Below are 16,210 nucleotides of genomic sequence, written 5' to 3' on the forward strand. Positions count from 1 at the left end.
ATAACTTTTAATGATCGGGCTGTTAAAATTGTTCGGTTTGACTTGTTTTGAGATCGAATCTGAGAGGTAGATAAAAACATAGTAATGATTTTAATTTTGTCCCGTTTTACCGTAGCGTGTGGATAAACTATGTGTAAAAGACATCGGGAATTAAAGGTTGTTTTAATTAATAACAGTTAGTTTGATATTTTAGTGCTTTATAACCAGTTTGTGACAAAGGATTTGACGCAATTTGTCATGTTAACGAGCCTGCCTGGCGTTAGGCAGGGAACGAGTGAAGCAATCGCAAACTATGCAGGACCGCGTTACTTATTATTCCTTCTCGATTAAATGATACCTGCCGCTCTTGATCATTTTTTGTTCGTATGCCGAAAACTCGTCCCTGCCGCCAAAATCCTGCACCCAATACGCGTTGTTAAAAGCAACCCCAACTTCTTTAAACTGCGGGCTCATCAGGTTTCTGCAATGCCCGGGGCTATGAAACCAGCCCTTCATTACCTCGGTAATACTTTCAGGGCCCTCGGCTATATTTTCGCCGATGGCATAACTCTTATAGCCTTTATAGCCGTAACCTGCTGCACGGATCCTGTCCTGCATGGTGCGCCCGTCTAAGCTGGTATGGCTAAAATAATTGTGGTAGGCCATATCAGCGGCGTGCCCCATAGACGATATTTCCAGTTGATCGTTCCATACCAGTGGCGGTACCGGAGGCATGTAATTAACGCCGCAGTTGCAGCCGGTTTCCCTTACCCGGTTAATTTCTTTTAAAAACGCACGCCTGAATTGCGGCGTGCTTACTGTTTCCTGGCCGTAGCCCCGGGGCAATATGAAGGTAATATTTAATATAATGATGATGCTGACAATCCATTTCATATCTGTAAGACAATTAAACGACGCTCAAGTTTAAAAAGAAAACAAATTATATGAACTGTTAAATCCCCATGTGGTAAAAAAAAACGCAAAGTTCAGGGAGAAGGACGCAAAGAACGCTTCGGCCTGTCGGTTTTAAATCAATTTAAAGCAATACGAAAGGGATTTATTATTATTTTATGTTTGGATCGATAGGGGTAGACATCTACTGCCGCCGTCTAATGCGGTTAACTGTAAACACAGCAATCACAATCAATAAAATAGCAGCCAGTAAAATTATAATGAGGCTATTTTTACCGGAGAGCTGTTTTTGGAGGGTTTCCTGGTAGCGGCTGATAAAAGTTTTTTTTTGGCCTGCTGCAATTCCTGCTTCTTTTTCAGCGCAGCGATTTTTGCCAGTAAGGCTTCATCGCTTTTGTGGATACTGTCAAGCAATGCGTCGCGTTTCTTTAACACCGCAGCTTCTTTAGGATAATTTTGCAACAGGTTATACAACTGGGCATAATTTTTTAATACTTCTATCTGCGTTTTTGGTGCATGAGTACTAATGGAAAGCTTCAGGGCCTCGTCAAGATCGCCCATAGCAAGGGTATAATCTTTTATATCGCTCTTAATAGCTGCAAGTGTCAATAAAGATATGATGATATTGGGCGTATCGTTTTTGGTACGCGAAAGTGTGTTGGATTGTAAAATGAACCATTTTGCCTGTGCGAATTTCTTCTGGGCGTGATAAACTTTTGCCAGGTTATCATAACATATCCGCAAACCAATGCTGTCGTTATAAATGGAGTATTGCCTGATGGCCTGTAAAGTATATTCAATTGCCAGGTTTTGGTGTTCGTACCTTTTGGTTTTACTGGCGATGGTGTCGTAATCCAAATACTTTAAAGCAATCCGCGTGTTTAGGACGGCCTTAAGGGTATCGCTTTTGGTGATACTTAACTCCTGCTTCAGGCTGTCAAGGTTATTGATCTTTAATAGTTCGGCAATTTTAAGCTGTTCATTCCGCAGCATGATTTTCTGCAGCCGTGCCTGCCTGGCCTGTTCTACCAAAATGGTGGCCCTCAGGCTGTCTAATTGAATCAATGAAGTAACCCGCCGTAGGTTTTCGTAGGGAAAGAGTGCATCATTAACATTCGCTTCGGGTGCCGGCGCCTGCAATTCCGGGTTTTCCGGAGTTTTTAATTTACGCTCTTCTGATCCGGGTGAATTTACCGGTGGCAACGATGCGGAAAGTTTCAGCCTTTCGTTCTTATTAATTCCTGTTATTGTCTTGCTACTGTCTGAAGAGTGCTGTGCCATTACGGTGATCAGGCTGTCTACTGTACCGGTAAATACATTTGACTGTAAACTGTCTGCCACACTGCTCGCAGGTATAGTTTTAACCGGATCAGCTTTATGATCTGTTGGTATTTTTGCTGAATCCTGTTTTTGGGTAGCCGGCGCCGTTTTAACCGAATCCGACTCAGCTTTTGCCGGCGCTTTTTTTATGGAGTCGGCACTGTGCGCTGTTCCCGATGTTTTCAACGTATCAGGTTGAAAAGCAGCAGCAGACAGTCTCAGCGCGGTAAGTAAAAAGATCAGCGTAAAAACTTTTCTCATAAGCTGTTAAGCATTAGGGCTTTAAAGATAGCTATATCAATTCAAATAACATGCCTAATATTGATAAATGATGCTGATTTTTTAATTTTAAAAACAAAAAGGCGATAAAATGACTGGTTTTGATGATTTTTTAACATTATAGCCCCATCAATATATTTCAACAGATGTTATAATGGATGCTGTGACTGCAGTAGCAGCATAAATGTAGCGTAAAACAAGCAACCTGGCTTTTATAAAGGAATATTATTGGATGGATTTTTGGTAACGTTTTAAAAATGCTCCAAAAAAAGTTACCCTTTTCAGTAGTATGTTGAAGATGATGATGCCGGTAATGGCGCAAATAATACCGGCGATAACATCCGCAATATAATGGTGACTGGCATAAACGGCTGTAAACCAAATCCCCAGCATTACTATAACGAAAAAAATATTGGCAAATCCCATCCGGTTCTTGAAGCTGTAATATAAAACAATAACTGGGTATGATGAATGCAGGGACGGCATGGCTGCAAAAACATTGGATCCTTTTGAATAGATGGATTTAAAAATACCTGCATTAAAGTATTGGTCGAATTTTACCAGGCCTGCTGTATTGCCATGGGTGCCGGGGATAAAAGTAAACCCATGGTACTCCACATACCATGGTGGGGCGGCCGGGTAAAGGTAATAAATAATAAACCCTAAAAAATTCACCAAAACAAAGGTGAAAGAAAAATGAAGAAACTGTTCACTGTCTTTAAAAAACAAATAAGCAGCAAATGCCAGCGGTACCGGTATCCAGCACAGGTAAAATATGCCGCCCATAATATCTAGAAATGTATTGCCGTTTAGCCTCCAGTATTCGTTCGGGGTTATCAACTTCCCGTTATAATTTATGCCGAAAAGATGCTTTTCAAAGTTATACAGGTCAGCAATATGAACCGTATTATAATTATAGTTGGGGAACGCCTTCATGTAATCAAAGATGATCCAGTAAACTATAAAAATAGAAAAGCCAAGAATGAATTTCCGTGTTACGGGTGACAGGTAAAACAGCAGGTTAAATAACCCGATCAGGAATAATTGATCAGTTTTAAAGCCTACCAGCCAATAGGAAATCAATAAATAAGCTACTGAAATGGCAAAAACAACAAGGCCCTGTCGTATGGTGGTTTTAACCCCAATACTAAAAGCAGTACCCATCTTATTTTTTTACGAAATCAGACCCGAAAACCTTATCCCACAAAGGTGAGCTAACGCCGTAACCTTTATCAGGATCCTGGTAATGATGCAGCATATGGTGCTGTTTTATTTTCTTCCACACATTGCCTTTAAAATTAAAATGATGTATAGCGTAATGAGTGATGTCATAAAATAAATAACCCAGGATAAAACCAGGGAAAAATCCCCATATATCGTTTACGGGCAATATCGCATTAAATAAAAAGTAAAACAACGCTGCCAGCGGAATGCTTACCGAAGGGGGTAATACCAGGCGCATGGCATCGCTGGGATAATCATGATGAACACCATGGAAAATAAAATGGATCCTTTGCGCCCAGGGTTTATCTGCAGGCGCGTAGTGAAACACAAAACGGTGCATTATATATTCAACCAGTGTCCACACAAACAAGCCTAATGCAAACAGCTCAATAAATGTAAGTATGCCTATTGCACTCTCAAAACTTTTATAAATGCAAAAACCTATTACAGGGATAAAAATAAACAGGGGAACAGTCCAGTGTACTTTTGATAAACTTTCTAAAAAGCTGCTTTTAAACATTCTCACAGAGTCCTGTGAATTTGAAACATAGTTTTTTTTCATAGCCGGGGCAGGTTAAAAATGTTTAATGATTTCTATTCCTGTAATGAATTTGTTAATAAAACCCGATATCCTTTTTACAGATGATGGATTTCGTTCAATTTTAATAAAGATTTGTTAAAATTAAAATGATTTTAATCATTTGTTACGAAGATATGATATTTCCGTTTGATGTTGCAATTTTAAGGGGAATAACTTACTTAACCTATCTGAAAGTTCTGTCCTTTTCTAAAAGGGCTTTTTTAGCATCAAGCAACCTTTTAAAAGCGGTTATATTGGTCAAAATAGCTACGCCTACAATTGGAATAGTAAAAATTGACATGGTTTCGAAAATATGAAACTTAATACCAGGGACATAAAGTTTATAATCGCCGCCAATGTAAAAGGAAGTAATTCCACACAAAATAGCGCATAAGCCGATAGTGACCACACGCTCGGGGCGCTGCATCAGGCCGCCTTTGCATTCAATGCCCAAACCTTCGGCCCTGGCCCTTACATAGCTCACCATCATCGACCCCATTAATGCAATAAAAGCAAAAATGGAACTCAAAAAATAATGATGCCCGACAAGGTAATAGCAGATTCCTAAAAACATGATCAGTTCGCTGTACCGGTCAAGCACCGAGTCATAAAGGGCGCCAAAAGTAGATTTCATATTGCCCAGCCGCGCCACCTGCCCGTCAAGCATATCAAATAAGCCGGCAAACAAAATCAGCGCGCCGGCCCAGCCAACATACGACAGATCGCCGCGGTTTCCTTCCTCAGCTCCTAAAATAAAGATGATAGCCACGCCTACATTTAAAATAAAACCGATGGACGTAACAATATTGGGGGTAAGGCCCAGTTTAATAAAAACTTTTACCACCGGGTCTATAACCCTGTAGATGCTCAATTGCAGATGGGTTCGTAATGATGTTTGTTGTTCCATTTATGCTGTATGCTGCAATTTAAAAATTAAACTGAACTAATGTACGGATACCCCACCTGGCAACGCCCGGATCATTTAAATAGGAGAACCTGCGTACCAGATCAATACGTACAAATTTAAAAATGTTTTCAATACCAACACTACCCTCCATATATGGGGTATGCCCCAGGCCGTTGGTTATGGGTTGCCCTGTTGCCGTTACCGGGAACTGGTATAAGTTTGGATGTAACGATGGATTGTTCTCGTTACTCAATCCGCCCCAAATAGATTTAAATGATGCTGTTTCCCGCCAGTGCAATTTATTGAACAATGGTATTTTATTGAAGAAAAAGCCATTGAAATGCTGGTCAAGCGTAATGCTTTCGTAGTGATCTGCCACAAACTCTAAAAAGTTCATTAAGTTATAGGAGTAGATCTGGTACGAATATGTTTGATTGGCGTGAAAAATATCAAGCAGGGGATATGGCACCTGGCCAAAAAGATGACCAGCCTGCCCTGTAAAATCCAGCCAGCCAAGTTGCGACAAATAGAACCTTTTATCAATCTGCGCACTCACTTTTTGATAACCGTACTGTCCGTTGAGCACATTTTTCAATCCCGCGTCGTAATTAAATGTAAAAACCGGGTTTTTACTTGGTACCTGTATCCTGTAAATTTTGCCCTGGTAAAATTGTTCATCAGGAGCATACCTTAGGGTTGCTGTTATATCGGTTGTATATAAATTGTGTACACTTTCCAGTTGCCCAGTGCTGTTTTGTTGGGTAAAATAGAGGGATCCCGCCGGAGATTGGTTTTGCCTGTTCAGCCCAAAAGCATACGAAAAGTGATTTGCATATTCATGAACATAGTCCAACCGGTAACTTAAATCATAAAGATATTTTGTATTGTTACCCCTTTTGATGGATAGCAATACGTTATCCTCCTGTACAAACTGCAAACTTTCTCCTGGTATGTAAGTATCGTATTGAACACTTGCACGTATATAGTTTTGAGGGAATTTATATATTGATTTGTTATTGAGCGAATAGGTGGCGCTTAAAAAACCTTTCCATTTTTGATCATGAAAACCATAGGCAGCGTAAGTTTCAAAATAATACCGCTTACTTAAATTAGGGGTGGTGCGCCCTCCGAAACGGAGTTTAACCCCTTCAATTGGATTGTAGCTGTAAAATGCATTTGCAGGGCCTATTTCAAATGTGTTATAGTCTTTATAGCCTGCAATTAGCAAGGTTGCCAGGTCAACGGTCCGTTTAAATGAAGGCATATTCCGCAGGCTGTCTGTGTTTTTGTATATTTTTGATTCAGCGGTAGTCAGCGTATCTATCCTGTTTTTTTGCCAAAATTCATCTGTCTTGTTTTTGGCGGCTTCGGGTACTGCGTCCTCCTGGTTGCGGTATGTCGAATCCGGTTCCTGTTTGTTCACCACATAATTACCATACGCAATTTCCCTTACCCCAAAAAGGCCCCCTTTCCAGTTTTGTGATAACCCGAAATCGGCAATGGTAGTACTTTTACTTAAATGGTATTTACCATCCGGGTTTTGTTCAAACTCCAGGTTAACACTCATGCCGTTTACAAAATTCAGGTTGATGTTTTTATTGATAGTAAGGTTTGCTTTTTGTACCGCGTAATTGCCATCAAGGGTTACATATAACTTTCCCACAAAAAGTACATCGGTTAAGTTTCTGGGCGTAAAACTAAGTTCGACCAGCTTCTGGTTATTCACAACCACCGTATCCGTGATAAAATATTTATAAAAGGTAGGGGCGGAGTTAGCGATAGGGCTCAAAAAATTCGTGGTCATCAAAAAAATAACGTTTGAATAAATGTCAACCTTGTAATACATGTGTTTCATGTAAACGGTTAATCCTTCACTATCAATGCCGGGCCCAAAGTTGGCAGCGCGTTGTGCGAGCGTAATTGTTTTTTCCTTTTCCGGGTCTTTACGATAATAATATTGCGTCAATTTTTCATCCAGGTAGATCGGCGTCAGGTAAGTGCCGGGTACAGTAGTGCTATCGCGGTTTTGTAAAACGAAATTGTATTTTTGTAGCCATTTTTTGTCCATGATGGACTTTTTCAGATTCGCAAAAGAAAATTGCATCTTATCGTATTCCTTGTATTCTACATATGGATAGCTTTCAGGACGGTTTTTTTCACGGTTCTCAATAACTTTACGGATCAGCTCAACTGCCGGGTTGTCCTTATTGCGATATTTTGGTTTCTTACCCGAACGCACCGTAACTTCCTGCAATTGGTTCGCCATAGGTGCAAGCTTCACATTTATTATCTGCTCTACACCTGGTTTAATAGTAAACAGCGCTTCTTTATAACCCAAAAAAGAAACCTTGAGCTTGGTTACAGCTAACGTTGTGCTCAGTGCATACTTCCCATTATTATCAGTATTTACGCCATAGGAGGTTCCGGGGAAGGACACCACCACAAATGGTAAGGGTTTTTTGGTGGCGGCATCAATTACGGTACCGCTAACATCAGTGTTTTGCGCATGTAATATCGTGGCGGAAAGTATTAAGAAGCAAAATAGCAGCAGCTTCCAACAATTATATTTAAAATCCATTTAGTCGTTTAAATGTGCAAATACCAATTTTTTAATAGACTACTTAAATATGTTTGGTAAAGTTTGCCTCTTTATTTAAAATTCAATTTACGGAATGTCATAGCAATAAGTACTCCAAAACCTGTATTTAACCTATTTATTTTAGCAAACTGTTATTTGCTCAGTTTTTTTAGCTTTTCTATCTTCCTGTCGCCCAAAAGCATTATTTCCCAATGACGAAACTGTATCAGGATTTGTTATTTACGAAGGGCCAAAGGTAAAAAATGCCTTATGGACTATTGTGGTCAAAAAGTCAAATAACCACCAGATAACTGCATCAACGCATCATAGCTGCATTTACTGCCCTAAAACAAATCAAAAATATAGAACGGCCTGCAGAAGTATATTAGTATAGATGCCTGCACAATCCTCATCCTTCATTTTTGTCTCCCAAAGGTTAAATTCTTCACTTTTACAGAGAAAAGGGTTTTACATGTCAAAAAACATGGATAATATAAACGCACATAACAAATATTTTACGTTACAGGCAAAAAGCGCAAGCCATTGAGCATGCCCGCTGCTTTATCAAAAAGCAATAAAATTTGTAAAAAGGCATTGGGCGGTTGAGTGTTTTGATTTTAAGATAACGGGGTGGCGCTCAGTTACAAAAGATCGGGTTAATTAAGGTAATTGATATTTATTTGTGGGCAAATGTTTGCCGCCAAAAACTCAATCAACTTAATCAACCCGATTAACGGTTTTTATAATACATCTACTAATTCCTGGTAGTAATCTAACCCCAGGTGAGTGATGAGGTCTTCGCCCATCAAATGGCGAAGGGTGTTTTGTAGTTTTATCAGCTGTTTAAAGATGTCATTTTCAGGGTGTAATCCTTCCGCGGTTTGCGGCGACTTTAAATAAAATGAGAGCCATTCCTGTATCCCGCTCATACCGGCCCGTTTTGCAAGGTCGCTGAATAAGGCGAGATCCAAAGCGATGGGTGCTGCCAGGATGGAATCACGGCAAAGGAAATTTATTTTTATCTGCATTTTATATCCAAGCCAGCCAAAAATATCAATATTGTCCCAGCTCTCTTTATTATCGCCATGCGGCGGATAATAGTCGATCCTGATCTTGTGATACAGGTCCCCATATAATTCTGGGTTGGCATCGGGCCTTAATATGTCCTCAAGTACGCCCAGCTTTGAAACTTCTTTTGTTTTAAAGTTATCCGGGTCATCCAGCACCAAACCATCGCGGTTGCCCAATATATTGGTCGAAAACCAACCTCTTACACCCAATGAGCGGGCGGCCAGGCCTGGCGCTAATATGGTCTTCATCAGGGTTTGCCCGGTTTTAAAATCCTTACCTGCAATAGGGGTATCCGTCAATTTAGCCAGCTCAATCATCGCCGGAATGTCTACTGTTAAATTCGGCGCACCATTGGCGAAAGGAATACCCAATTTTAATGCGGAGTAGGCATAGATCATACTTGGCGAGATACGTTTATCATCAAGGATTAATGCCTGCTCAAATTTCTCCAAACTTTGGTGAATATCGGATGCCTCATAATAAATTTCAGTTGATCCGCACCAAACAAGCACTATCCTGTCACAGCCATGGCGTTCTTTAAATGCTAAAATATCTTCCATCACCTGCTGCGCAAGTTCATACCTTGTTCCGGTTTTTATATTGGTACCAATTAGGTTTTTAGCATAGTTTTTATCAAATGCCGCTTTCATCGGCACTACAACTTCCAGTTCGGCTTTAACCTGGTTCAAAAGGCCGGGTTCAAGTACTTTAGCCTTCATGGCGGCTTCATAAACATTGTCCGAGTAAACATCCCATCCGCCAAAAACAATGTCGTTCAGGTTTGCCAGCGGCACAAAATCTTTTACTTTGGGGAAACGATTTTCGGTTCTTTTGCCTAAACGGATGTTCCCCATTTGGGTTAACGAGCCAATTGGCTGCGATATTCCTTTTTTTACGGCTTCAACACCGGCAATTAATGTAGTTGCTACGGCACCCAAACCAGGGATCAGTATCCCAAGTTTACCCTCAGCAGGTTTGATATTTGTTTTCATAGTAATTTGTTATAGTGTTTAATAAATAGCTAAAGCCACTTATTTGTTTTGTACCACTTTATTGACTCTGCAACCCCGGCTTTTAAATCATACTCGGGTTCAAAGCCTAAATCTTTCCGGGCATTTCCGATATCGCAATGCCAGCTTACCGCCATCAACTCGTTTAATTTCTCGACGTTCAAAGTTGATGCTTTTTTATTTAAAGCACAGTATTTTTCGGATAGATATGCTATTATTTTTACAAACTTTACAGGCAAATGAAACTTTATTGCTTTTACCCCCATGGAGTCCTTTATAAAGCCGGCTAACTGGTAACGATCGTACGATTTTCCGTCGGATAAAATAAAAGTACCCTTATTACCATTAAACAGGGCTTTTATAGTTGCTTTTGCCAGGTCGGTAACGTAAAGGAAGCTGAATTTTTGCTCGGTATGGCCAATATAAGGTTCAAGTCCCCTGGCAATCTGTTTGAAAAAGATAAATATATCTTTATCTCTCGGGCCATAAACGCCGGTAGGTTTTAATATGGTAAAGTTTAGCGTTGCAAATGCCTTTAATTTTTCTTCGCCCAATAGTTTGCTTTTACCGTATGCCGTAACAGGGTTAGGTATCGAATTTTCCGTTAATACTTCCTTCAAATTGTTAAGCGGGCCTACCGCAGCCAGGCTGCCCAGTAACACGAATTTTTTTAATTGGATGCCGCTTTCAAGCGCTGCGGTGGCCAGGTTTTGTGTATACCCGGCATTAATGGTGTTGTATTCTTCCTGCGACCTGGCCTTGGTTGCCCCGGCAGCATGGATAATATAGTCGTATTTGTTTTCGGCAAGCTCCTTTTTTAGCGACGAAACATCCCCAAAATCGGGATAGGTATATTTTATATCAAGATCCTTTAGATGGGCGATATTGCTGCTTTTTCTGATTGCAGCGTAAACTTCAAGATTGTTTTTAAGTGCTTCCTGTATGATATGATAACCAATAAACCCGCTTGCCCCGGTTATCAGCACGCGTTCTTTCATATCGCTTTCTCGTATAACCTGTAAGTTTTGTAGGGGTCGCCTTTAATAGCTTTTATAGCTTCGTTTATCATGGTGTTGTTTTCAAGCGTCCAGCCTGCTTCGGCATGTGTAAAACCTTTTCTCTTGTATTCTTTAATGATGGTGCCATATAAACAAGCCTCGATACCCATCTTGCGGTACCCATCAACTATACCAAGTGCATAAATGCGGATGCTTTGTATTTTACTTTTATTAAGGAGAAGTTTGAAAAGACCGGTCGGCAATAAACGCCCTCTTTTTATGGTCTTGAAGATCTCGTTATAATTTGGAAGCGCCAATCCGAAACCAACAATTTTTCCATCTTGTTCGGCCACTAAAGCAAAGTCTGGGTCTAAAATTAATTTAAGGTCTTTAGCCAGGTAGTTAAATTCCTCGTCAGATAAGGGGACAAACCCGCTATTTTTATCCCATGCTGAGTTATAAACCTCGCGGAGCTTAACCGTTTCTTCTTTAAAGTTTTTTAAATTGACATTACGGATAGTAATATTGTTGCGTTTAAGCCTTTCTTTTAAGGCCTCCAGCAGTTTTACTGAACGGTCGTCATAATTCTGTCCGTCCCAATGCCAGGCTATCAAATCAATCTGTTTGGCAAATCCTGCTTTTTCAACCAGTGTTTCGTAATAAGGCGCATTGTACGTCATCATCAGCATTGGCGGGCTATCAAAGCCTTTAATCAACAGGCCGCAGGCTTCGTTGGTAGAAAAGTTTACCGGGCCGATAAATTTTTGGGTTACGCCTTTGCCTTTTAACCAGTTTGCGGCTGTACTAAACAAAAGATCAGCTGTTTCCTGGTCGTCAATACAGTCAAAAAAGCCCCAAAAACCATCGTTAACGTGGTTAAATTCATTGCTGGTATTATTCAGTATGGCGGCAATCCGGCCAATTACTTTGTCATTATCAAACGCGAGGAAAGCCTGCAGTTGGTTGTGCTTATGGAAGGGGTGGGTAGTTAAAAGATCCCTTTGAGCTATAAATAATTCAGGAACGTAGTTCGGATCATTTTTGTAAAGATCATGAGGGAAGTCAATAAATATGGAAAGTTCTTTTTTTGAACTCACCGGAACGATCTTTTTCATTTTGATGTGTTTCGATCTTTAAATTTATGCAAATTAAACAAAACACGCAGCCGAAATCGCTGCGTGCAGTGTCTAAATACCTGTATAATCGCCTCACCTAAATCGTCTCCAAAGGAGAGGACCTTGAACTCTGCCTAATTTTAGGCCCTCTCCTTTGAGCGGGTTGGGTGAGGCAGATTTTATATTTTTTCTTTAACAGATGTTACGCCAACTTCTTTAAATGCCTTTGCAATTTTTTCAATGGATTCGTCTATCTGTTCGAAGGTATGGGTGGCCATGAGCGAGTACCTTAGCAATGACGAATCAGATGGTACCGCCGGTGATACAACCGGGTTAACAAAAATACCGTCATCCTGCAATTGTTTGGTAACCAGGAATGTTTTGTAATTGTCGCGAACGTAGATCGGCAGTATCGGGCTTTCTGTAGGGCCGAGGTCAAACCCTTCTTCTGTCAGCAATTTCATTGCATAATTGGTGTTATCCCAAAGTTTTTGAATCCGCTCAGGTTCTGATTCAATGATATCCAGGGCAGCAATGACACTGGCTACGGAAGCAGGGGTCATACTCGCACTAAACATTAATGCCCGGGCACGATGCTTAAGGTAATCAATGGTATCATGGTCGGCTGCAATAAAGCCGCCTAGCGATGCCAGCGATTTACTGAATGTACCCATGATAAGGTCAACATCCTTTGTTAAATTAAAGTGCGAGGCGGTACCTGCACCATTATGTCCTATCACACCCAAACTGTGTGCATCGTCAACCATGATATTGGCGCCATATTCTTCAGCAACCTTAACAATTTCCGGAAGCTTAACAATATCACCCTCCATGCTGAAGATCCCATCAACAGCTATTAGTTTTACCGCCTCTTCGGGAAGAATGCTCAGCTTGCGCTTCAGATCTTCCATATCATTATGGGCGTATTTAATAACTTTCGAAAATGACAAACGGCTTCCGTCTATCAACGAAGCATGATCGTATTCATCTAAAATAAGGTAATCATTACGGCCGGTAATGCTTGATAAAACACCAAGATTTACCTGGAAACCTGTGCTGAATAAAACAGCAGCATCCTTACCTACATATTTTGCAAGCCGGGTCTCTAATTCAATATGTATATCAAGTGTTCCGTTTAAAAACCTCGAACCCGCGCAGCCCGTTCCATATTTATCGATCGCTTTTTTTGAGGCTTCTTTAATCTTAGGATGGCTTGTCAATCCTAAGTAAGAATTGGAACCAAACATTAACACACGTTTGCCATCGATCATAACTTCAGTATCCTGTCCAGACTCAATAGGCCTGAAATAAGGATATAGCCCCATTTCACGGATGTTATTTGCATCCTGAAACTGAGCGATTTTCTCCTTTAATCTTTTAACCATGTATTAACGCAGCTTAAATTTTTTGTAAAAATACCATGAATTAGGTTATAACTTATTATTTAATGTGTAATTTTTTTTAAACAGCTTCAAAAGCAGATCAATTCCCATAAGGCAAATTAATTAAATTTTTTGTTTATTTAATTATAGATTTTTCAATTTTTTTCTAAAATGCCTAAAAATCAGCTTTATTAGTTGTTTTGGACGTGATGTGTGAAAATTTTTATTTCCGGTTTAATTTGAAATTTAAAGATAAGATAATAGCTGTTGTTTATAAATTATTTTTGTTAAATGTTATCTTCTCCGCAAACAAATGCAGCTGGCAAAATCTTCGCGACTCCAAGTATAAGGAAAAAAAATGGATTCGACTCCGTTTCTTAATTTAACACAGTGTTTACTTTGGGTTGTTTTTGGCGCCGCTTCAGTTTTTTAATCGCCTGCCGCGCTTAGATAATCTCAATTGACATGCGCTTTTAAAATTGGCTTGTTGTTTGAAAAGCGGGGTTTTGCCCTTTTTTAAGGTCAATATTGTTCACTAATGAGAAAATGTCCGGAAATTTTCTATTTTTTTGGTCGATGCACGTTTTGCTGACCTCAAGTTCCCTGATCGTCAGTAATTAAACACCCTGCAAGCTTTCCGTTAATAGCCTCGGATCCGTTGAATTATCACCATTAGCGGTCTGTGGTAAAATATTTGTTAAGCATGGGTAATACAATTTAACCATTGTTTAATAAAAAACACAACTATGAAAAAAGTATCAAAACTGTTAGCGCTGGCATTTACTGGTGCTGCTTTATTCCTTACCAGTAGCGTTAAGGCCCAAACTACACCGGCAAACGCATGGCGCTTAGGTATTGGAATTGAAGGTGGAATCCCAACGGGAAACCTTAAAGATTTTTCTAAATTCGACCTGGGCGGAACAGCCCGGTTGCAATATGGATTAAGTAAAGACGTTGCCCTTACCCTTACCTCCGGCTATTATAATTTTTTTGCCAGGGGCTCATCAGCAACTATCGATGGTATTACTTATACCGCAAAGCCAAATGATCTGGGCGTTGTTCCGGTAAAATTGGGTATTAAAGCATTTTTAGACGGAGGCTTGTACGTGGGGGCTGAGGCCGGTGCGGGATTTGAAACCGATTATGCTAAAAATACCAAACTTATCCTTTCGCCGGGACTTGGATATGCAACAAAAAATTTAGACATTGGCGTACGGTATGAAAATTTCTCGGGTTCGGGTGATAGCTACGGCCTGGTTGGTTTACGCATCGCCTACGGTTTTAGTTTATAACTGTAGTTTGCAAAACAAACATAACAAGAAAGCCGCGAAAATTATTTTCGCGGCTTTCTTTATTTTTTGAAATTATTTACCTCTGATCGCTAAGTAAAAATTACACCAATTTGCCTAAAGCAGCCTTTAATCTGTTCATCGCTTCAATCAGCTTGTCCTCGGCAGCAGCATAAGAAATACGGATACATTTGGTGTCCCCGAATGAATCGCCGCCGACGGTAGCTACATGTGCTTCTTCCAGCAGGTATATACTCAGTTCATCGGCATCATTAATTACTTTTCCGTTATAGCTTTTCCCAAAGAATGAAGTTACGTCCGGGAAGAAGTAAAATGCACCTTCAGGCAGATTTACTTTTACACCTTCAATATTTTTCAACAGGCCGTAAACCAGGTCGCGGCGTTTCTTGAATTCTCCGCGCATCTGCAAAACGGAATCTAATCCACCTTCCAGCGCAGCAACACCGGCTTTCTGGGTGATAGAACAAGTTCCCGAAGTGATCTGGCCCTGCATCTTATCGCATGCGTTAGCGATTTCTTTATTTGATGCCGTATAACCGATGCGCCACCCTGTCATTGCAAATGCTTTCGAAAAGCCATTAATGATAATTACGCGGTCTTTAATGGCCTCAAACTGGGCTATAGACTCGTGCTTGTCAACAAAATTAATGTGCTCATATATCTCGTCCGACAGGATGTAAACCTGAGGGTGTTTTTCAAATACTTTGGCAAGTCCCTCCAACTCGCTTTTACTGTATACACTGCCGGTAGGGTTACAAGGCGATGAAAACATAAACAGCTTGGTTTTCGGGGTAATAGCAGCCTCTAATTGGGCAGGGGTAATTTTGAAATCCTGTTCAACAGGTGCTTCAATAAATACACTCACACCATCTGCCAGTTTAACCACTTCGGAGTAGGATACCCAATAAGGAGTAGGGATGATCACTTCTTCGCCCGGGTTAACCAAACAAAGCACGGCATTGGCAATTGCCTGTTTGGCGCCGGTTGACACCACTATCTGGCTGAAATCATAATCCAGGTTATTTTCAGTTTTTAATTTATTGGCGATTGCTTTTCTGAGATCGGGATAGCCGGATACGGGTGTGTAATAGGTGAAATTCTTATCCATCGCCAGCTTGGCTGCTTCCTTAATATGTTCAGGGGTATGAAAATCAGGTTCGCCGAAACTAAGGCTTATTACGTCTACGCCTTTTGCGGCCAGCTCGCGGCCAAGTTTGGCCATTTTGATCGTTGCCGACTCAGACAGGTTATTTATCCTGTTACTTAATGCACTCATTTTATGTTTATTTTATTGCGGCCCAAATATAGAAAAGTCTGGGCTGAGGTGGAGGTGTTCATAGTAAATTTTGATTTTTTTAGCATTTTATTAACAAATCCGTTGCGCTATTTCGTAAAGGCTTAAAATTAAGCCCTTTTTAGAGACCATTTTATGAATTTGGAAATATCGGGAGCCCTGTTTTGGTTGCAGATAACGTATTATATATTATATGTAACAGGTTAAATTGTCCAATTAACGCTTTGCGATACAGTAGTTTTGCCGGGTAA

Annotated in this window: 12 protein-coding genes; 1 reads left to right on the forward strand and 11 read right to left on the reverse strand. The window is 40.3% G+C overall.

What is annotated here, in order from left to right; all coding sequences use genetic code 11:
* Window positions 1-312: 312 nt before the first annotated feature.
* The 10 genes from MgSA37_RS12665 to spt form a co-directional block, all read right to left on the reverse strand.
* Window positions 313-873, reverse strand: coding sequence for a CAP domain-containing protein (locus MgSA37_RS12665; RefSeq protein ID WP_096352371.1), 561 nt, complete (start codon window positions 871-873; stop codon window positions 313-315).
* A gap of 273 nt (window positions 874-1,146) precedes the next feature.
* Window positions 1,147-2,472, reverse strand: coding sequence for a hypothetical protein (locus tag MgSA37_RS12670; protein WP_096352373.1), 1,326 nt, complete (start codon window positions 2,470-2,472; stop codon window positions 1,147-1,149).
* 243 nt (window positions 2,473-2,715) lie between these two features.
* Window positions 2,716-3,654, reverse strand: a complete 939-nt coding sequence (locus tag MgSA37_RS12675; protein ID WP_096352374.1) for a phosphatase PAP2 family protein — start codon at window positions 3,652-3,654, stop codon at window positions 2,716-2,718.
* 1 nt (window position 3,655) lies between these two features.
* Window positions 3,656-4,276 carry a sterol desaturase family protein gene (locus MgSA37_RS12680; RefSeq protein ID WP_096352376.1) on the reverse strand — a complete coding sequence of 207 codons (621 nt, stop codon included), beginning with the start codon at window positions 4,274-4,276 and terminating at the stop codon, window positions 3,656-3,658.
* A gap of 202 nt (window positions 4,277-4,478) precedes the next feature.
* Window positions 4,479-5,201, reverse strand: coding sequence for a CDP-alcohol phosphatidyltransferase family protein (locus tag MgSA37_RS12685; RefSeq protein WP_096352379.1), 723 nt, complete (start codon window positions 5,199-5,201; stop codon window positions 4,479-4,481).
* Window positions 5,202-5,220: 19 nt separating this feature from the next.
* Entirely contained in the window at window positions 5,221-7,779 is a 2,559-nt protein-coding gene (locus MgSA37_RS12690; protein WP_096352380.1) for a DUF5686 and carboxypeptidase-like regulatory domain-containing protein, read from the reverse strand.
* 740 nt (window positions 7,780-8,519) lie between these two features.
* Entirely contained in the window at window positions 8,520-9,842 is a 1,323-nt protein-coding gene (locus MgSA37_RS12695; RefSeq protein WP_096352382.1) for an inositol-3-phosphate synthase, read from the reverse strand.
* 29 nt (window positions 9,843-9,871) lie between these two features.
* Entirely contained in the window at window positions 9,872-10,858 is a 987-nt protein-coding gene (locus tag MgSA37_RS12700; RefSeq protein WP_096352383.1) for an NAD-dependent epimerase/dehydratase family protein, read from the reverse strand.
* Window positions 10,855-11,973 (reverse strand): GNAT family N-acetyltransferase, encoded by a 1,119-nt coding sequence (locus MgSA37_RS12705; RefSeq protein ID WP_096352385.1) that lies wholly within the window; start codon window positions 11,971-11,973, stop codon window positions 10,855-10,857. Before MgSA37_RS12705 ends, MgSA37_RS12700 begins: the two co-directional genes overlap by 4 nt.
* Before the next feature lie 179 nt (window positions 11,974-12,152).
* The gene (gene spt, locus MgSA37_RS12710; protein ID WP_096352386.1) at window positions 12,153-13,358 is read right to left on the reverse strand and encodes a serine palmitoyltransferase; all 1,206 of its coding nucleotides are present in this window, start codon (window positions 13,356-13,358) and stop codon (window positions 12,153-12,155) included.
* 743 nt (window positions 13,359-14,101) lie between these two features.
* Between spt and MgSA37_RS12715 the strand changes: the two genes are divergently transcribed.
* Window positions 14,102-14,647 (forward strand): hypothetical protein, encoded by a 546-nt coding sequence (locus MgSA37_RS12715; RefSeq protein ID WP_096352388.1) that lies wholly within the window; start codon window positions 14,102-14,104, stop codon window positions 14,645-14,647.
* A 100-nt stretch (window positions 14,648-14,747) separates the two neighbouring features.
* Here MgSA37_RS12715 and MgSA37_RS12720 read toward each other — a convergent pair whose 3' ends face one another.
* The gene (locus MgSA37_RS12720) at window positions 14,748-15,941 is read right to left on the reverse strand and encodes a pyridoxal phosphate-dependent aminotransferase (protein ID WP_172885321.1); all 1,194 of its coding nucleotides are present in this window, start codon (window positions 15,939-15,941) and stop codon (window positions 14,748-14,750) included.
* Window positions 15,942-16,210 lie beyond the last annotated feature (269 nt).

The sequence above is a fragment of the Mucilaginibacter gotjawali genome, assembly GCF_002355435.1.
GTDB lineage: Bacteria > Bacteroidota > Bacteroidia > Sphingobacteriales > Sphingobacteriaceae > Mucilaginibacter > Mucilaginibacter gotjawali.